General features: G+C 71.3%; 17 protein-coding genes. 6 read left to right on the top strand and 11 right to left on the bottom strand.

Annotated elements, in window-relative coordinates; all coding sequences use genetic code 11:
* Positions 1-528: 528 nt before the first annotated feature.
* The 3 genes from OF380_RS02195 to OF380_RS02185 all read right to left on the bottom strand — a co-directional run bounded on the left by OF380_RS02195 (position 529) and on the right by OF380_RS02185 (position 2,957).
* On the bottom strand, positions 529-1,443 hold the full coding sequence (locus OF380_RS02195) for an EamA family transporter (RefSeq protein ID WP_264049162.1): 915 nt from the start codon (positions 1,441-1,443) through the stop codon (positions 529-531).
* Between the two features lie 11 nt (positions 1,444-1,454).
* Positions 1,455-2,513: a lysylphosphatidylglycerol synthase domain-containing protein gene (locus OF380_RS02190; RefSeq protein ID WP_264051151.1), complete on the bottom strand. Its 1,059-nt coding sequence runs from the start codon at positions 2,511-2,513 to the stop codon at positions 1,455-1,457.
* Between the two features lie 63 nt (positions 2,514-2,576).
* Entirely contained in the window at positions 2,577-2,957 is a 381-nt protein-coding gene (locus OF380_RS02185) for a (2Fe-2S) ferredoxin domain-containing protein (protein WP_264049161.1), read from the bottom strand.
* Between the two features lie 269 nt (positions 2,958-3,226).
* Between OF380_RS02185 and OF380_RS02180 the strand changes: the two genes are divergently transcribed.
* Both OF380_RS02180 and OF380_RS02175 read left to right on the top strand, forming a co-directional pair.
* Complete coding sequence (locus tag OF380_RS02180; protein ID WP_264049160.1) at positions 3,227-4,540, top strand: capsule biosynthesis protein; 1,314 nt, start codon at positions 3,227-3,229, stop codon at positions 4,538-4,540.
* Positions 4,541-4,577: 37 nt separating this feature from the next.
* Entirely contained in the window at positions 4,578-4,844 is a 267-nt protein-coding gene (locus OF380_RS02175; protein ID WP_264049159.1) for a hypothetical protein, read from the top strand.
* 4 nt (positions 4,845-4,848) lie between these two features.
* Here the strand turns inward: OF380_RS02175 and flbD are convergent, their stop codons facing one another.
* From flbD to OF380_RS02135, 8 genes are all read right to left on the bottom strand, one after another.
* The gene (gene flbD, locus OF380_RS02170) at positions 4,849-6,216 is read right to left on the bottom strand and encodes a sigma-54-dependent transcriptional regulator FlbD (protein ID WP_264049158.1); all 1,368 of its coding nucleotides are present in this window, start codon (positions 6,214-6,216) and stop codon (positions 4,849-4,851) included.
* Positions 6,217-6,272: 56 nt separating this feature from the next.
* Positions 6,273-6,617 carry a flagellar motor switch protein FliN gene (gene fliN / locus OF380_RS02165; RefSeq protein WP_264049157.1) on the bottom strand — a complete coding sequence of 115 codons (345 nt, stop codon included), beginning with the start codon at positions 6,615-6,617 and terminating at the stop codon, positions 6,273-6,275.
* Positions 6,618-6,644: 27 nt separating this feature from the next.
* Complete coding sequence (locus OF380_RS02160; RefSeq protein ID WP_264049156.1) at positions 6,645-7,244, bottom strand: FliH/SctL family protein; 600 nt, start codon at positions 7,242-7,244, stop codon at positions 6,645-6,647.
* Positions 7,241-8,293, bottom strand: a complete 1,053-nt coding sequence (gene fliG / locus OF380_RS02155) for a flagellar motor switch protein FliG (RefSeq protein WP_264049155.1) — start codon at positions 8,291-8,293, stop codon at positions 7,241-7,243. The genes OF380_RS02160 and fliG overlap by 4 nt, the downstream gene beginning before the upstream one ends.
* A 39-nt stretch (positions 8,294-8,332) precedes the next feature.
* Positions 8,333-9,946 (bottom strand): flagellar basal-body MS-ring/collar protein FliF, encoded by a 1,614-nt coding sequence (gene fliF / locus OF380_RS02150; protein WP_264049154.1) that lies wholly within the window; start codon positions 9,944-9,946, stop codon positions 8,333-8,335.
* A 352-nt stretch (positions 9,947-10,298) separates the two neighbouring features.
* Positions 10,299-10,574, bottom strand: a complete 276-nt coding sequence (gene sciP / locus OF380_RS02145) for a CtrA inhibitor SciP (protein WP_163641852.1) — start codon at positions 10,572-10,574, stop codon at positions 10,299-10,301.
* A gap of 101 nt (positions 10,575-10,675) precedes the next feature.
* Positions 10,676-11,350 carry a flagellar hook assembly protein FlgD gene (locus OF380_RS02140; RefSeq protein WP_264049153.1) on the bottom strand — a complete coding sequence of 225 codons (675 nt, stop codon included), beginning with the start codon at positions 11,348-11,350 and terminating at the stop codon, positions 10,676-10,678.
* Between the two features lie 12 nt (positions 11,351-11,362).
* Positions 11,363-12,691, bottom strand: coding sequence for a flagellar hook-length control protein FliK (locus OF380_RS02135; RefSeq protein WP_264049152.1), 1,329 nt, complete (start codon positions 12,689-12,691; stop codon positions 11,363-11,365).
* 261 nt (positions 12,692-12,952) lie between these two features.
* Here OF380_RS02135 and mnmA point away from each other — a divergent pair, with 261 nt between their 5' ends.
* The 4 genes from mnmA (at position 12,953) to OF380_RS02115 (ending at position 17,300) form a co-directional block, all read left to right on the top strand.
* Positions 12,953-14,104 (top strand): tRNA 2-thiouridine(34) synthase MnmA, encoded by a 1,152-nt coding sequence (gene mnmA, locus OF380_RS02130; protein ID WP_264049151.1) that lies wholly within the window; start codon positions 12,953-12,955, stop codon positions 14,102-14,104.
* A 54-nt stretch (positions 14,105-14,158) separates the two neighbouring features.
* Positions 14,159-14,812, top strand: coding sequence for a class I SAM-dependent methyltransferase (locus OF380_RS02125; protein WP_264049150.1), 654 nt, complete (start codon positions 14,159-14,161; stop codon positions 14,810-14,812).
* Positions 14,809-15,606 carry a TVP38/TMEM64 family protein gene (locus OF380_RS02120; protein ID WP_264049149.1) on the top strand — a complete coding sequence of 266 codons (798 nt, stop codon included), beginning with the start codon at positions 14,809-14,811 and terminating at the stop codon, positions 15,604-15,606. The genes OF380_RS02125 and OF380_RS02120 overlap by 4 nt, the downstream gene beginning before the upstream one ends.
* Positions 15,607-15,794: 188 nt before the next feature.
* Positions 15,795-17,300, top strand: a complete 1,506-nt coding sequence (locus OF380_RS02115) for a sensor histidine kinase (protein ID WP_264049148.1) — start codon at positions 15,795-15,797, stop codon at positions 17,298-17,300.
* Positions 17,301-17,344 lie beyond the last annotated feature (44 nt).

Raw genomic sequence — 17,344 nt, 5'->3', positions numbered from 1 at the left:
CGGAAAGGCCACGCCCCAAACCCTGTCCCTCTCCCGAAGGAGAGGGGACCCGCGGGTGTCTCCAGAGGTGGAGCGGCGAGAGCCTTCCGGGAGAACGACGGGATACACGCCATCCCTGTTCGCTCGTGAAGCACCACCGCGCTCCCTCTCCTGGAAGGAGAGGGTTGGGGTGAGGTGTGGTCCCTCTCCGGAAAGGCCACGCACCTCACCCTGTCCCTCTCCCGAAGGAGAGGGGACCCGCGGGTTACTCCAGGGGTGGAGCGGCGAGAGCCTTCCGGGAGAACGTCGTCGTGCGGATCATCCCGGTTCGCTCGTGAAGCACGACCGCGATCCCTCTCCTGAAAGGAGAGGGTTGGGGTGAGGTGTGGTCCCTCTCCGGAAAACTCACGCCCCAAACCCTGTCCCTCTCCCGAAGGAGAGGGGACCTGCGTGTTCCGCGAGAGGTGGGACGACGACAGCCTTCCGGGCGAACGAGGAATCACGACAATTCGGTTCGCGCGGCCCCGAAGCGGCCCCCCGGATCCCGCCTCACACCATCGGCGGCGGGGCCGCCAGCGCGTTCCGCCGGCGGTGCGTGCTCACCGTGTTGCCGACGGAGGCCACGACGATGCAGGCGATGGCGAGCCATTCGGTGGGCGCGAGGCGCTCCCCCAGGATCACGAGACCCGCCAGCGAGCCAATGGCGGGCTCCAGGCTGAGGAGCACGCCGAAGCTCTGCTTCGTGAGGCGCTTCAGGGCGACCATCTCCAGCGTGTAGGGCAGGGCGCTCGACAGCGCCGCCACACCGAGCCCGACGGCGAGGATGCCCGGGTCGAGCAGGACCGTGCCCGCGGCGGCGAGGCCGAAGGGCATCACGACCAGCGCCGCCACCGACATGCCGAGGGCCACGGCCGGACCGCCGGGGAGATGCCCGACGCGCTGACCGAAGATGATGTAGAGCGCCCAGCACAGGGCGGCCCCCAGCGCGCAGGCGACCCCCGTGGGATCGAGCCCGGTGGAGAGGCCGCTCACCGGCAGCAGGAGCGACAGGCCGAGGACCGCACAGCCGATCCAGAGGAAGTCGCCGGCCCGCCGCGAGGTCGCCAGCGCGAGGGCGAGGGGACCGGAGAACTCGATGGCGATGGCGAGGCCGAGGGGGATCGTGCGCAGGGACAGGTAGAACAGCAGGTTCATCGCCCCGAGCACCGCGCCGTAGAGCAGCAGCGCGCCGCGATCAGCCCGCGTCAGGCGCAGGCGCCAGGGGCGCCACAGGGCCAGCAGCATCAGCGCCGAGAGGCCCACCCGCAGGGCGGTGGTGCCCTCCGCACCGAGGGTCGCGAACAGGGGCTTGGCGAAGGAGGTGCCGACGCCGAGGGAGACCATGCTGCCGAGCAGGGCCGCCACGGGGGCGAGGCTCGCCAGCGCACCGCCGGAGACGGCGGGCGCGCTCGAAGGGGACCGCATGCGCGCCGCCCCTAAGCCTGCGGCGGCAGGATCGTGCCCCGCCGCGCTTCGAGGTTCTGCCAGACGAGCAGGGCGGGCAGGCCGAGCACCACGTCGGGCACGCGCTTGACCAGCGAGAGGGCGAGCGCGGTGCCGGCATCGATGCCGAACAGGCTGCCGAGCAGGACGAAGCCGCCCTCCTGCACCCCGAGGCCGCTCGGCACCGGAAAGGCGGCCGACTTGATGGCCTGGCTCAGCGCCTCGATGATGAGGATCTCGGCGATCCCGACGTCGTGGACCCCGATGCAGGCGAGCGCGATCCCGATCTCGGCGGCTCCGAGCAGCCACGCCGCCCCGTGCAGCACGACGGAGGCCGTGAGGCTGCGCCAGCGCCCGGGCGCCCAGATCGCGTCGAGGGCCGCGGAGACGCCGCCGCCGGCGGGCGCGTCGGCGGCCGGTCCGCGCAGGGTCCGGCGCAGGGAGGCGAGGACGCGCTGCGCTGCCCGTCGCAGGACGGGGCTGCGCTGGGCCACCAGGAAGGCGCCGAGCAGGAGCGCGGTCACCGCCAGGGCGCGCAGGCCCCAGGCGGCGAGCGCCTGCGCCGCCTCGCCGCCGACCTGCATCAGGAGCCCGACCCCGAGGAGGGCGAAGGCGGCCTGCGTCCCGGCCTGGAACAGCATGTCCACGAGGATGGAGGCCGCCGCGAGGGCCCCTGTGGCGCCCCAGAAGGTCAGCAGGCGCCCGCCCACCACGTCCCCGCCCACGGAGGCCACGGGCAGCAGCACGTTGATGCCCTCGCGCACGAAGCGCAGCACCAGGAAGGCGCCGGATCCCGCCCGGCCCAGGCCGGCGAGCCCCTGGATGGTCTGCCCCCAGGCCAGGCCGCACAGGACCAGGATGGCGACCCGGACCAGCACGATGGCGGCGAGCCCCGCTGCGCCGACCCGGCCGAAGGCGTCCGCGATGGCCGTGAGGTCGTTGGTCGCCACCAGCCAGGTGCCGAGGGCGAGCCCGAGCAGGGTGCCGACGAGCGGCAGCCGTCGCAGGAAGGCCCGGCCCAGCCCCCGCGCGGGGACGGCCGCCTGTCGCATCGGTTCGGTCAAGCGTCCTGTCCTATCCTCTCAGGTCCCGCCCTCTCAGGTCCCGTCGCCTTCTCAGGTCCCGTCGCGCCGGGCGTCGATCGCGGCCTGCGTTAGGGTGCCTTTGGGGCCGAAATCGGGGAACAGCGCATCGACCGCCTGGGCGGGCGTCGCAGCGGGATCGATCAGGTGGATGCGCCACTTGGCCAGGCTCTCGGCTGTGGCGACCGCGAGGGCGCGCTTCGGGCAGGGCCCGAGGCAGCCGACCTCGACCACGCGGGGCTTGCCCGCGAGCGGGCGCGCCTTCAACTCGCGCTTGAGGCGGCTGCGCAGCGAGCCCTTCTTGAGCCCCTGGCGCTTGACGCATTTCGTGCAGACGAGCACGAGTTCGGTGAACTTGGCCCGGGCTACGCGAATCCGGGCCGGCGGCAGCGCGCCCGCGTCCTTGATGTCCATGCCATCCTCGAGTGGGTCATCCCCGCGCGACGCCCGGCTCCCCCGTTACGCGAACAGCGACGCCTTAAAAAGGGCCGAAAAACACGGGATGCGGCGGGACAACGACACGGTGTCGAGGGGGCTCCACCAGCGTGACCATTTGCAGCGTCGTCCGGCCCGAGGGGGATCGCGGCCCATGCGGCCGGTAATGGCGTCGGTCATGGCATCCTTGCCGCGCCGCGCCGGAGCGCGGGCAGACGTGTCGAGCCGAGTTCTGGGAACCTGAAGAGATGAAGCTCGACGAGCCCAAGCAGACGGACCGCCTGCGCGGGGTGATCGACCTCGCGCTGCGCTCGGTGCCCGACCTGCGGCGGAATGCCGAGACGGTCGAGCCGGTCGCGCCCGGCCGGTCTGTCTCGCTGCTGCGGCGGGCGCGGGAGCGGCTGGACTGGCGGCGCCTGCCGATCATCCGCCAGCCCGCCACGAAGCCGAAGAACATCATCGCCGGCGTGCTGAAGCACTTCGGCATCTTCGTGCTGCTGCCGACGGCGCTGGCGGCCCTGTACTTCTATGCCTTCGCCTCCGACCAGTACATCGCCACGGCGCAGTTCGCCATTCGCGGCAACGTCGAGCCGATGGACGAGAGTCCGGGCGGCAACTTCTCCGGGCTGATCCAGAAGCACAATTCCCAGGACAGCTTCATCGTCCGGGACTTCATCCGGAGCCAGCCCCTGGTTTCGGCCGTGGAGGACAGCCTGAAGGTGTCGAAGCTGTTCTCGCGCCCCGAGGCCGACTTCTGGGAGCGCTACAACACCAACCAGCCCATCGAGGAGCTGGTGCTCTACTGGCGCAAGCACGTGCAGACGCGCATCGAGGTCATCTCGGGCATCATCACCCTCAACGTCCGCGCCTTCACCCCGCAGGATGCCCTGGCCATCGCCCAGGCCGTGGTGACGCGCAGCGAGACCCTGGTCAACGAGATCTCCCGGCGCGCCCAGGCCGACATGCTCGTGCATGCGGAGGCGGACGCGGCCCGGGCGCAGGACCGCCTGCGCAAGGCGCACCTGGCGCTCCAGACGTTCCGCAACCGCTGGGGCATCATCGACCCGATCAAGTCCGCCGAGACGACGCTGACCACGATCGGCACCCTGCGCAAGGACCGCTACAAGGCCGAATCGGACCTCGTGGTGCTGCGCGCCTCGGCCCTCGACGAGAAGTCGCGCAGCATCCAGAACCTGGTCCTGCTGATCGCCGCCCTGGACCAGCAGATCAAGAAGCTCACCGACCAGCTCACCACCGACGGCGCCACCGACGTGGACCCGGGCAACAACATCACCCGCGCCCTGCTCGAATACGAGGGGCTGCAGATCGAGCGGACCATCGCGACGAAGCTCAACGAATCGGCCAACCTCATGGTCGACCGCGCGCGCATCGCGTCGGGCAAGCAGCAGATCTTCCTCGCCACCTTCGTGGAGCCGTCCCTGCCCGTCGACTCGCTCTATCCCATGCGCGGCCACGCCACGATGGTGGTGTTCTTCTGCTGCCTGGTGATCTGGAGTTCGATCGCGATGATCATCGCGGGCGTGAACGACCAGCGCCTCTGACCGCCACCCCGCCCGACCCGGTATCCCGACCGACGCCATGTCCGAGTTCAGCAATCTCATCGCCCGCGCCGTGAACCCGACCATGCCCCGTGCCGAGCGGGAGACGGTCTACGGCGTGGTCAAGCAGGCGGTGGCGCGCCTGCAGGCCCGCGACGGCCTGGAGCCGGACGATGCGCGCGTCGCCCTGCAGCAGCACCTCGTCGAGGAGACGATCCGCAACGTCGAGGCCGACATCGCCCGCTTCCTCTCCCTGGAGAAGCTCGAGCGGGCCCACTCGGCGCAGATGGCGTCCGAGCCCGGCTGAGCCCTCAGCCGTAGGCCGCCACCGCCCGCACGCTGCCGGGCTCGGCCACGGAGAGGCCGGCATCCACGTATTCGTTGAGCTTGTTGCGCAGGGTCCGGATCGAGATGCCGAGGATCTTGGCGGCGTGGGTCCGGTTGCCGAGGCAATGGTCCAGGGTGTCGAGGATGAGGTCGCACTCGACCTGCGCCACGGTCTGGCCGACGAGGCCGCGGGTGGCGGCCTCCGCCACCCGGGCGGCGCGCTCGGCGGGACCGGCCGAGACGGGCGCGATGCTGTCGCCCTCCGGGGTCAGGATCGCGTCCGCGCCGATCTCGGAGCCGGAGGCGAGCAGCACCGCGCGGTGAAGCGTGTTCTCGAGTTCGCGCACGTTGCCGCGCCACGGGTTGGCGCGCACCATGCCCTGGGCCTCGGCGCTCAGGGGCCGCACGGGCAGGCCGTTCACCTCGGCGTACTTGCGCGCGAAGTAGGCGGCGAGTTCTAGGATGTCGGCGGGACGCTCGCGCAGGGCCGGCAGGCGCAGGTGGACGACGTTGAGGCGGTAATAGAGATCCTCGCGGAACGTGCCCTTGCGGACCTCCTCCACGAGGTTGCGGTTCGAGGTGGCGAGCACGCGGATATCGACCTTCACCGGCGCGGTGCCGCCGACCCGGTCGATCACCCGCTCCTGGAGGGCGCGCAGCAGCTTCGATTGCAGGCGCACGTCCATCTCGGAGATCTCGTCGAGGAGGAGCGTGCCCCCGTTGGCCTCCTCGAACCGGCCGATGCGCCGGGCGACGGCCCCCGTGAAGGCGCCCTTCTCGTGGCCGAACAGCTCCGATTCGAGCAGCGCCTCGGGAATGGCGGCGCAGTTCACGGAGACGAAGGGCCGGTTGGCGCGGTTCGAGCGGCCGTGGACGTGGCGGGCCAGCACCTCCTTGCCGGTGCCGCTCTCGCCGGTGATGAGCACCGAGGCTTCCGAACGCGCCACCTGCTCGGCGAGCTTGACCACCTTCTCCATGGAGGCGTCGCGCCAGACGAAGGCGCGTCCGTCCTCGGAGACCGCCTGCAGCACCGCCGCGATCATCTCCGGATCCGGGGGCAGGGGGATGTATTCCCGGGCGCCGGCCTGGATCGCGGCGACCGCCGCCTTGGCGTCGGTGGCGACCCCGCAGGCGATGACGGGGGTGCGGATGCGCTCGTCGGCCAGCGCCGTGACGAGGTCGCGGATCGCCAGCGCCACGTCGATCATGATGAGGTCGGCGCCCTTGGCCCGCAGCACGGCGAGGCCCTGGCTGAGGCTCTCCGCGTTGGTGACGGCGGCGCCCCGGTTCATGGCGATCTTCGAGGCGGTGATCAGTTCGCCGTTCAGGCGTCCGATGATGAGTAGCCGCATGGCCCAGGGTCTCCGTCAGATGTGGCTTCGCGCCGGCGCGCGGCGGCCGAAAGGGGTCAGTGGTCGCTCTTGATGATCTCGGTCATGGTCACGCCCAGGCGTTCCTCCACGAGGACGACCTCGCCGCGCGCCACGAGGCGGTTGTTGACGTAGATGTCGATGGCCTCGCCGACCTTCCGGTCGAGCTCGAGCACCGCCCCGGGCTGGAGCCGCAGCAGGTCGCCGATGGGCATGCGCGAGGAGCCGAGCACCGCCGAGACCATCACGGGCACGTCGAAGACCTGTTCGAGATCGGCGGCGCTCTTCGGGGTGGTGGGCGTCTCGCGGATCGACTCGGTGCCGAGCCCGTCGAACGAGGCGTCCAATCCGTTGAGCTGGGGCAGGCTGAAATCGTCGGACATGGCGGTCTTTCAGGGTCTCGGAGCGGTTCAGGGGACGATGCCGAGGGCACCGAGGACGGCGGCCTCGATGCGGGCGCGGTCCCGCACCACGCCGCCATCGGCCCATTCCATGCGGGCGTCGCCGGGCGCGAGGTCCGGCTCGCCGAGCACCACCAGGCGGCCCTCGAAGCCGCGCTCGCGGGCCAGCCGCTTCACCAGCGCCTCGGCCTCGTCGACCAGGCTCTCGTGGACCCGCACCACGAGGTGGGGCACCCCGCGCAGGTGCTGCAGGGCGGCGCGGGCGGTGTCGCCGATGGCGGCGAGGGGATGGGCGTCGAGGGCCTCGCCGGCGATCTTGCGGGCGAGCGCGATGGCGAAGTCCATCGCCTCGTCCTCGCGCGCGACGTCCCGGGCGTCGGACTGGCCGAGGAGGCCGGCGGCGGAGAGGCCGAGGCGGGTGATGGCGTCCGAGAGCCGGGCCTGGATCTGCTGCTCGGCCAGGGCCTGGCCCTCGCGCAGGCCGCGCGCATGGCCCTCGGCCTCGGCGCGCGCCACCGCCTCCGCGAGAGCGGTGGCCTCCCGAGCCTGGGCGGGATGGTCCGCGCGGGGGCGGAAATCGGTGTCGAAGAGGAAGCGGCGCGCGTTCAATAGACCAGTTCCTCCTCGCCGCTCGACTTGGCGATCATGATCTCACCCTTCTCGGCCAGCTCCTTGGCGAGTTCGGTCATCTTGGCCTGGGCCTCGTCCACGTCCTTGAGGCGGATGGGGCCGAGCGAACCCATCTCGTCGGTGATGTTCTTGGCCGCGCGGGTGGACATGTTGCGCAGGAAGAACCCGCGCACGCGGTCGTCGGCGCCCTTGAGCGCCCGGCACAGGGTCTCGTTGTCGACCTTGCGCAGCAGGGTCTGGACGCTGCCGGCATCGAGCTTGAGCAGGTCCTCGAAGGTGAACATGAGCTGGCGGATCTTCTTGGCCGAACCGCGATTGGCCTGGTCGAGGGCGGTGAGGAAGCGCCCCTCGGTCTGCCGGTCGAAGGCGTTGAAGACGTCGGCCATGAGCTCGTGCGCGTCGCGCCGCGTGGTCTGGGCGATGGTCGAGACGAACTCGACGCGCAGGGTCTCCTCGATGTGGCGCAGGGCCTCCTTCTGCACCGTCTCCATCCGCAGCATCCGGTTGAGGACGTCGATGGCGAACTCCTCCGGCAGGATGGTCAGCACCTTGGCGGCGTAGTCCGAGCGCACCTTCGAGAGCACCACCGCCACGGTCTGCGGGTACTCGTTGCGCAGGAAGGAGGCCAGGATCTCGGGGTCGATCTGAGTCAGGCTCGCCCAGACGCGCTTGCCCGAAGCGCCCTTGATCTCCGCCATGATCGCCGAGACCTGGTCGGAGGGGAAGATCTTGAGGAGCAGCGACTCCGTGCGCTCGAAGTTCGAGGTGATGCCGCCGCCGGACGAGAGGCGGGAGACGAAGTCCACGATGAGGCGCTCGACCGTCTCGGCCTCCAGCGAGCCGAGCTGCACCATGGCGTGCGAGACGAGCTTGACCTCGTCCTCGTCCAGCATCTGCCAGATCGGCGCGCCCTCGTTCTCGCCGAGCAGCAGCAGGAGCGCGGCGGCGCGCTGGGCGCCCGTCATGGCCCCGAAGGCGCCGTTGCTGCCCTTGGCGAGCTCGGCCTGGAGGTTCAATCCCGACGACATGGGCTCAGCGCCTCGCGGAACGGTGAAGGGCGATCGACATCAGTTCTCGTGAATCCAGTTGCGCAGCACTTCCACGGTCTCGCTGGGGCTGGCGCGGACCATGTCGACCACGCGCTGCACCGTCTCGGCCTGGACCTTGCCGTTGAGCTGCGCGAAGTCGACGAGGCGCGCGGTGGGGTTGTCGGGCGGGGCCAGCATCGCCTCGCCGGCGGCGGCCGCCCCGGCCGCCCCCGCGCCCGAGACCAGGGCGACCTGGATCGGCTCGGAGGTCAGCGCCTTCTTGAGCAGCGGGCGCACCACCGCCATCATCACGATGATCGTGAGCATGCCGAGCACGGCAAGCTCCATGATCCGCATCATCTCATCCCGGGAGACGGACAGCAGCGACTGGACCAGGGTCGGCTCGATGAATTCGGCCTGGGCCGGGGTCTCGGCGAAACGCAGGTTGACGACCTCGACCTGATCGCCACGGGCCTTGTCGAAGCCGATGGCGCTGCGCACCAGGGCGGCGATGCGGTCGACCTCCGCCGCCGGACGGGGCTGATAGACGGGCTTGCCGTCCGGGCCGGGCACGTAGGCGCCGTCCACCACCACCGCCACCGAGAGCCGCTTGACCCGGCCGCCCTCGGCGACCTCGGTCTTCGTCACGCGGGAGATCTCGTAGTTGGTGGTCTCCTCGTTCTTGTTGGTGGAATCCTTCTGGGCCGGGTTGGGGCCGGGCTGGTTGGCCCCCGGCAACTCGTTGCCGACGCTCACCGCCCCCTCCGCGCCGCCCGTGAGGGAATTCTCGCTGCGGGTCTGGGTGGAGCGCACCACCCGGCTCTCCGGGTCGTAGCTCTCCGAGCGGCTCTCGATCCGGTTGAGGTCCAGCTCCGCGCTGACCTGGACGCGGGCGCGGCCGGCACCCACGATGCCGGCGATGATCTCCTCGATCTGCGTGCGCAGGCGGCGCTCGATGCCGACCTGCTTCTCCTCCATGCCGGCGCCGCCCTCGGCCTCGGCCCCGCGCGCGCCGTCGGCGAGCAGGCGCCCGCGCTCGTCCACGATGGAGACGCGCTCGGGCTTCAGGCCCTCCACGGCGGAGGCGGCGAGGTGCCGGATGGCCCGCACCTGCGAGGGGTCGAGGTCCCCCATCAGCTTGAGCACGATGGCGGCGCTCGGGCTCTCGCGGTCGCGCTCGAACAGGCGGCGCTCCGGGATCACCAGGTGGACGCGGGCCGCCTGGACCCGGCCGATGGCGCGGATCGAGCGGGACAGCTCGCCCTCCAGGGCGCGCAGGTGATTCACGTTCTGGACGAAGTTGGTGGACGAGAAGGCATCGCCCTTGTCGAAGATCTCGTAGCCGACGCCCGCCTGGCTCGGCAGGCCCTTGCCGGCCAGGTCCATGCGCAGGCGGGGAAGGTCGGCGCGGGACGCCAGGATGGTCTGGCCCGCGTCACCGCGCGTCTCGTACTTGATGCCGCGCGCATCGAGGTCGCGGATCACGGCGGAGGAATCCGACATGGAGAGGTCGGCGAACAGGACGCCCATGTCGGGCTTCGAGACCCGCAGGATCACGAAGGCGAAGAAGCCGATCAGCGTCATCGTGACGGCGGCCATGGCGGCGAGGCGCGCCGGGCCGAGCTTGGTCACGAGGTCGAGGACCGGTTTCACGAAGCGACGCACCCACCCGACACGCGGCGACGGACCCTCCGCGCTCGCCCGGCAAAATTTGCCCAGGTCATGGTTAGCATCGCGTTAACGTGTTCGAACGAAGCCGGACGCGGCACCCGGCTTCGCGCCACCCGGGTCCACGAAATGCGCCCGGAGGGCAGCCCGCGCGAGCGCGCGGCGCCGGCCGTTGGCCGGGCGGCACGGCACCCGATGCCGAAACGGGTCCAGTGTGACGGGGCGCGGGAGCCCAGGCGGGGCACCGGAAACGGGATAGCCGCGCCCGGGTGAGGGACGCGGCTTTTCAATCCGGATGGGACCGAGGGGGTCATCGAAGACCCGGACGGTCGTCAGATCAGTGGCGGTAATGCTGGATGCGCGTGGTGCGCAGTCCTGCCAGCCCGTGCTGATCGATGGAGAACTGCCAGCTCAGGAATTCCTCCGTGGTGAGGGTATAGCGCTGGCATGCTTCCTCGAGACTGAGAAGTCCGCCCCTCACGGCGGCGACCACTTCGGCTTTGCGACGGATGACCCATCGGCGCGTGGTGATCGGCGGAAGATCCGCAATGGTTAACGGACTTCCATCAGGCCCGATCACGTATTTCACTCTCGGGCGGCTTGGTTCGGTCATGATACGCTCTACAACTCGACTGACCTGTCGAGTTCTGAAGCTAGTCCTGCCCGCTTAAGATATCTTGAAGCGGATCGCTCACATTGGATTCGGTCAGGTCGTCATGTGGATAACCCGGCTCCGATGTTCTGCACGGTGGAGACCGGGACGCGCGATGTCCCGAGCAGAAGCACCGGTTCCGTGCCGCTCAGATCCACGCCGTCGACGGTGCCGCTGACCTTGGTGTCCACCGCGATCTTGGTGCCCGTGGCGTCCACCGCATCCACCTTGATGGCGTAGGTGCCGTTGGCGGCGGTGAAGCCGCTGGACGAGCGCCCGTCCCAGGCGAAGGACTGCGCGCCGGCCGCCAGCGCCTTCGTCTGGGTGGCGACGACGTTGCCCTTGGCGTCGCTGATCGTGATCGTGGCCTGGGTCGCGGCGCGGGCCGGCGTCAGGGTCCAGTTCGCCTTACCGTCCTTCAGGGCCGTCGTGCGCCCGTCCGCGGTGATCGATTGCCCGATGAACCCGGTGGCGGAGGCGGCGCTCGACGATTTGGCGTTGCCGAGGATGGAGTCGAGCCGGTCGTTCGACTTCAGCTGCTGCTCGACGCCGGCATACTGCACCAGCTGCTGGGTGAACTGGTTGGTGTCCATCGGGTCGAGGGGGTTCTGGTTCTTCAGCTGCGTGGTGAGCAGCGTGAGGAACTGCGTGAAGTTGCCCGCGAGTTCCTGCGAGGAGGTCTTCTGCGTGGTGCCCGTCGAGGCCGTGCTCGTGGCGGTGCTGATGCCGGAAGCCATGGGATCGGGTCCTCAGATGCGGATATCGAGGCCGCGTCCGCCGCCGTAGAGGCGCAGCGGAACGGCGGCGGGCAGGGAAATGTCGCTGGACTCGTCGCGCCGGTTTCGGCCCGGGGTGCCGGCAGGCTGGTCGCCGTTGCCCGAGCCGCCGGACGCGGCACCGCCGTCGTTGCGCAGGCTCAGGCTGATACTGCCGTCGGGGGCGTCGAGGCCCGCCTGGGACAGGGCCTGCTGGAGGTTGCCGGCGTCGCGCTGGAGCAGCGCCAGGGTCTCGGGCCGGTCGACCACCAGCGTGGCCTGGACCGTGCCCGTGTCCTTGTCGATGGCGAGGTTGACCTCGACGCGGCCGAGGTCCTTGGGGTCGAGGCGGATCTCGAAGGTGTTGCTGCCGGCGAGCGAGCGCAGGCCGATGGTCATCGGCACCGCGCCGAGGGGAACGGGCGCCTCGGCCGGCGCGGTGGGGCCGGCGCCGGCGGGGGCCGGCGCGGCCGCCTCCGCCGTCCGGCCATGCGCTCCGGGAGCCGGGGCAGGCAGGAGATCCGCCAGCGCGGAGCCGCCGGTGGGGGCCTCGGCGACCGCCGGGAGGGCGACGGCCTCGCCCTCGGGCTTGTTCCCCGCCTGGCCGTCGCCGTCCCCGGAATCGCCGCGTCCGGCCTGGCCCTGGATGCGCAGCGCCACGGGGGCTCCGGACATCGCCTCCCGGGCCGCCCCCTCGGCGACGGCCTCGGCGGCCTGCGGCGACCCGGCCTGGAACGCGCCCGTGGGGGCCTGGCCGGAGGTCGGCGGCGGCGTCAGGCCCGGGACGCCCGGCGGCGGGGTCTGGGCCAGGATGGGGGGCAGCGGGATCGAGGTCGGCGCGGCGGCTTCCGTCGCGCCCTCGCGGCCTTCCTCGACCTCCTCCGGTTCGGCGGACGCCTTCGCCGTCTCCCCCTCGACGGTGGCCTGGGCGACTGCCTCGGAGGCGGCCGGAACGGGGGTGTCCCCCGGGGTATCGGGGGCCTGCCGGGGGGTGGGGACCTTCGAGGAGGCGGGCTGCCCGGCCTCGCGCCCGGTGGGCTCGGCCCGTGCGCGGGGCGCGTCCGTCGCCTTCTGCGTGGCCTTCTGCGTGGACTTGGCCGCCGGCGCCTCGGAGTTTCGGTCCGCGGTGGTGCGGAGCGCGTCCCGGCGCGGGGCCTCGGCGGCGGGCCTGCGCGGGGCGGTGACCTCGGCCCGCGACGGCGCCGCGTTCCGCTCCTCCGGTCTGATCGTGAAGGCTTCGGTGGCGCGCCGCTGCGGCCGGGCGGCCATCGACGCACCGGGACGTAACGCCGGCCCCTCGCTGTCGATCCTCGATAAAGCCATGCGCCGCATTCCTCCGTGCGCAAGCTTCCGCAAGTGTGGGGCCAGAGACCGGCGCGGCCAAGCGACTGTGAAACAACGCAGATTTCCGGGGCATCTTGGATCTTCGCGGCGCGCCCGGCAAAACCTGCCCGCATCCCGGCAGCTTTGGCCGATCCCCGTCGCCGAGGGCGCGGCCAGGCCCTCCCTGGAACTCGCGCCCGAGGATCGCTATAGACTCTCGCGCGGGGCCCGACCGGCCCCTCCCGACCAAAGTCCGGTGCGATGAACTCCCTCGATCTTCCCAAGGCCCCGCACGAGACGCGCGTCGTCGTCGCCATGTCCGGCGGCGTCGACTCCTCCGTCGTGGCCGGGCTCCTGAAGCGCCAGGGCTACGACGTCGTCGGCATCACGCTCCAGCTCTACGACCATGGCGCCGCCACCCACCGCAAGGGCGCCTGCTGCGCCGGCCAGGACATCCACGATGCCCGCCGCGTCGCCGAGGCGCTGGCGATCCCGCACTACGTCCTCGACTACGAGGACCGGTTCCGCGAATCGGTGATCGACCGCTTCGCCGAGAGCTACCTCGCGGGCGAGACGCCGATCCCCTGCGTCGAGTGCAACCGCTCGATCAAGTTCCGCGACCTCCTGAGCACCGCCCGCGACCTCGAGGCGGACTGCCTCGCCACCGGCCATTACGTGGCCAGCCGCCCGGAGGCGTCGGGCGGACGCGGGCTCTACCGCGCCCTCGATCCGGCCCGCGACCAGAGCTACTTCCTCTACGCCACCACGGCCGAGCAGCTCGACTTCCTGCGCTTCCCCCTGGGCGAATTGCCCAAGGACGAGACCCGGCGCCTCGCCCGCGACCTCGGCCTCGCGGTGGCCGAGAAGGCCGACAGCCAGGACATCTGCTTCGTGCCGCAGGGCCGCTACGCCGACGTGATCGCGCGCCTGCGCCCCGACGCGGCCCGGCCCGGGGACATCGTCGACCTCGGCGGCCAGGTGCTCGGCCGGCACGACGGCATCATCCATTACACGGTCGGCCAGCGGAAGGGCCTGCGCCTCGCGGTCGGCGCGCCGCTCTACGTGATCCGCCTGGAGCCCGAGACCGCCCGCGTGGTGGTGGGCCCGCGCGAGGCCCTGGCCACCACCCGGATCCGCCTGAGCGACCTGAATTGGCTCGGGGGAAGCGCCGACACCGGCGAGCGGGCGGTGGCGGTGCGCGTGCGCTCCACCCGCGAGCCCCGGCCGGCGCTGCTCACCCGCGATGCCCGGGACGGCACCGCCGAGATCGTGCTGGCGACGCCCGAGGACGGCGTCTCCCCGGGGCAGGCCTGCGTCATCTATGCCGACGAGGGCCCGCGCGCGCGCGTCCTCGGCGGCGGCACCATCCGCCGCGTCGACGCGTTGGCGACCGGAGCCGCCGAGGCCGCCTGAGGCGGAACCGGCGGTCCGACACCCCTCACCCCTTCACAGGACTTCGAGATCGACATGCTGAGCGAGCCGCGGGAGGCCGGTCCGAGCACCGCCCTGATGCGCAAGGCCTATGCGCGCTGGGCGCCCGTCTACGACGTCGTCTACGACAAGCTGACCGAGCCCGCCGCCCGTGACGCGGTGGAGGCGGCCGTCGCCTGCGGCCCGCGCATCCTCGAAGCCGGCGTCGGGACGGGGCTGTCGCTCGGCTACTACCCCGCCTCCAGCTTCGTCTGCGGCGTCGACCTCTCCGAGGACATGCTGAAGCGCGCCCGCGCCAAGGTCCTGCGCCGGGGCTTGAACCACGTGCGCGGCCTCCAGGTGATGGATGTCTGCCGGCTCGGCTACGCCGATGCCAGCTTCGACGCGGTTGTGGCCCAGTTCCTCATCACCCTGGTGCCGGATCCGGAGGCCGCCCTCTCGGAGTTCCTGCGCGTGGTGCGGCCGGGCGGCGAGATCGTGCTCGCCAACCATTTCGGCCAGAACGCGGGCACCCTCGCGAAGGTGGAGGAGATCGTGGCGCCGCTCTGCACCAAGATCGGCTGGTCCTCCGCCTTCAAGTCGACCCGGATCGAGGCTTGGGCCCGCGCCCACGGCGTCGAGTTCATCGGCGTCGCGCCGACCTTCCCGGGCGGGTTCTTCAAGATCCTGCGGATGCGCAAGCCCGGGTGAGCACGGCGACGCCTTCGGGGGCCGGGCGCGGCGGGCTGCGGCGCGTCCTGCGCTGGCTTCCCCTCCTGCTGCTGGTCTGTGCCTCGCTGGCCGTCCTCGTCTCGGGAGCCTCGCACCTCCTCAGCCTCGACCGGCTGCTGGCCTCGCGCGCCTGGCTCAATGCCTGGGTGGCGGAGGACCGGTTCCGCGCGATGGTGGTCGCCTACCTCGTCTATGTCGGGGCGGTGGTCGTCTCGGTGCCGGCCTCCCTGTTCCTGACCATGCTCTGCGGCTTCCTGTTCGGGATCGTGCCCGGCGCCCTCATCGCCCTGGCCTCGGCCACGACGGGGGCGGCCATCGTCTTCACCATCGGGCGCGGCCCGGCCTCCGAACTCCTGCTGCGGCGGGCGGGGCCGCGCCTCGCCGGTCTCGCCGCGGGCTTCCGAGCGGATGCCTTCGGCTACATCGCCTTCCTTCGGCTCCTGCCGATCTTTCCGTTCTGGATGACGAACCTCGCCCCCGCCGCCTTCGGGGTGAAGCGCAGCACCTTCGTGCTCGCCACCCTGTTCGGGCTCCTGCCCGGCGTCTTCGTCTACGCCTCCACCGGCGCGGCGATCGAGGACGTGGTGCTGGCCCACGAGAGCGCGAAGGCCGCCTGCCTGGCGGCCGGCGGCCTCGATTGCGACAACGCCCTGACCCTGCGCGCCCTGGTCACGCCGAAGATGATGGCGGGGCTGGCGGCGCTCGCCGCCTTCGCGCTGCTCTCCGTGTTCCTGCGCCGTCGCTTCCAGCGCCGGAACGCTGCGAGCCACTGATAAATTTTAGCCATGAAGCTGATGAAGAAATATCTAGGTCCGGAGGCACCCTAGGCGGTTTCCGAGCGTTGACGGGGCTGTTACATCCCGATCCGGTAGCCTGTTAAGCATCGTCCGAGCGATCCGGTTCGGACGGACCGTGTCGACACCCGCCGCGCCAGTGGGACATCCCGAACCTAAGAGTTGAGATGGGTGTGAATTCGCGCGTCGCAGGTCAGGAACGGGGCTCAGGTCAGGAACGGGCCGCCGAAACCCGTCTTCCGGCGTTTCGGGGTCTCGGGCGCCACCTCGGCCTGTCCGGTCGACTCTTTCTGCTGACGGTCGCCTTCGTCGCCCTGATCGAAGTGCTGATCTACGTCCCCACCGTCTCGAACTACCGCCGGATGTGGCTCTCGGACCGGATCGCCGCCGCCCAGGTCGCCGCCCTGGTGCTCGATGCGGCGCCCGACCAGCACGTCTCCGAGGGCCTGTCCCAGCGGCTGCTGGCCGGTGTCGGCGCCCGCGCCATCGCGGTCCAGGGCAACGGCGCCCGGCGCCTGCTCGCCGACGAGACCGTTCCGGACACGGTGTCGGACCTGATCGACCTGCGCGAGCAGGACTGGGTCGAGTCGATCCGGGGCGTCGTCCGCACCCTGTTCCAGGATTCGCCCCACCCCGTGCGGGTGATCGGAAAGGGCCGCGACGGCTTCGACCGCGTCGAGATCCTGATCGACCGCACTCCCCTCCACGACGCCGTGGCGGCCTTCGCCATCCGCCTCGCCCTGTCGTCGCTCGCCATCGCGGCCGCCGTGGCGGCGCTGATCTTCTTCGTCCTTCAGCGGGTGATCGTGCGGCCGGTGCGCCGCCTCGTGCACAACATCACGGAATTCGCGGAATCGCCCGAGGCGATCGACGGAGTCATCGTGCCGTCGCGGCGCACGGACGAGATCGGCCACGCGGAGATCGCGCTCGCGCGGATGGAGCGGGCGCTGGCCGGGGAACTGCGCGAGAAGCGGCGCCTCGCCGGGCTCGGGCTCTCGGTCAGCAAGATCAACCACGAGCTGCGCAACCTCCTCACGACGGCCCAGCTTCTCAGCGACCGCCTCGACGGCGTCACCGATCCGATCGTGCAGCGCGTCGCCCCCCGCCTCGTCGCGACCCTCGACCGCGCCATCCGGTTCTGTGAGGAAACCCTGGCCTATGGCCGCGTCAGCGAACGCAACCCGCATCGCCGGTTCGTTCCCTTGAGCCCGATCATCGCCGAGCAGGCGGACCTGTCGGGGCGGGAACGCGGCTCGGACATCGTGATCCGGGAGATCTGCCCGCACGGGCTCAAGATCTGCGTCGACCCGGAGCACCTCTCCCGCGCCCTCGCCAACATCGTGCGCAACGCCGTGCAGGCCCTGGGCCCTCCCAGGCCCGGCGACGAGGCGCGGGCGCGGTCCGAACCGACCATCACCATCGAGGCGCTGCGGGTGGAGACGGGGGGCGGCAGCACCACCATCCGCGTGACGGACAATGGCCCCGGCCTGCCGGCGCGGGCGCGCGAACACCTGTTCAGCCCGTTCCGGGGCTCGTCGCGCCCCGGCGGCACCGGCCTCGGCCTCGCCATCGCGTCGGAGCTGATCCAGCTCAACGGCGGCACCCTCAGCCACGAGGAGACCGCCATCGGCACCTGTTTCCGCATCGTCATCCCGGACCCGGCCGGCGCCTGATTCCGGGGCGCGGAGGCGCCGACCGGACGCCGGCCGGTTCCCGG

The organism is Methylobacterium sp. FF17, assembly GCF_025813715.1.
GTDB classification, from domain to species: Bacteria; Pseudomonadota; Alphaproteobacteria; order Rhizobiales; family Beijerinckiaceae; genus Methylobacterium; species Methylobacterium flocculans.
The sequence above is the reverse complement of the archived record's forward strand: the minus strand, read 5'-3'. Positions and strand labels throughout refer to the sequence as shown.

Coding starts and splice junctions, on each gene's coding strand:
- OF380_RS02190 (WP_264051151.1), bottom strand. CDS start 2,513: ATGCGACAGGCGGCCGTCCCCGCGCGGGGGCTGGGCCGGGCCTTCCTG.
- OF380_RS02180 (WP_264049160.1), top strand. CDS start 3,227: ATGAAGCTCGACGAGCCCAAGCAGACGGACCGCCTGCGCGGGGTGATC.
- OF380_RS02175 (WP_264049159.1), top strand. CDS start 4,578: ATGTCCGAGTTCAGCAATCTCATCGCCCGCGCCGTGAACCCGACCATG.
- sciP (WP_163641852.1), bottom strand. CDS start 10,574: ATGACCGAACCAAGCCGCCCGAGAGTGAAATACGTGATCGGGCCTGAT.
- OF380_RS02140 (WP_264049153.1), bottom strand. CDS start 11,350: ATGGCTTCCGGCATCAGCACCGCCACGAGCACGGCCTCGACGGGCACC.
- mnmA (WP_264049151.1), top strand. CDS start 12,953: ATGAACTCCCTCGATCTTCCCAAGGCCCCGCACGAGACGCGCGTCGTC.
- flbD (WP_264049158.1), bottom strand. CDS start 6,216: ATGCGGCTACTCATCATCGGACGCCTGAACGGCGAACTGATCACCGCC.
- OF380_RS02125 (WP_264049150.1), top strand. CDS start 14,159: ATGCTGAGCGAGCCGCGGGAGGCCGGTCCGAGCACCGCCCTGATGCGC.
- fliN (WP_264049157.1), bottom strand. CDS start 6,617: ATGTCCGACGATTTCAGCCTGCCCCAGCTCAACGGATTGGACGCCTCG.
- OF380_RS02185 (WP_264049161.1), bottom strand. CDS start 2,957: ATGGACATCAAGGACGCGGGCGCGCTGCCGCCGGCCCGGATTCGCGTA.
- OF380_RS02135 (WP_264049152.1), bottom strand. CDS start 12,691: ATGGCTTTATCGAGGATCGACAGCGAGGGGCCGGCGTTACGTCCCGGT.
- fliG (WP_264049155.1), bottom strand. CDS start 8,293: ATGTCGTCGGGATTGAACCTCCAGGCCGAGCTCGCCAAGGGCAGCAAC.
- OF380_RS02115 (WP_264049148.1), top strand. CDS start 15,795: ATGGGTGTGAATTCGCGCGTCGCAGGTCAGGAACGGGGCTCAGGTCAG.
- OF380_RS02195 (WP_264049162.1), bottom strand. CDS start 1,443: ATGCGGTCCCCTTCGAGCGCGCCCGCCGTCTCCGGCGGTGCGCTGGCG.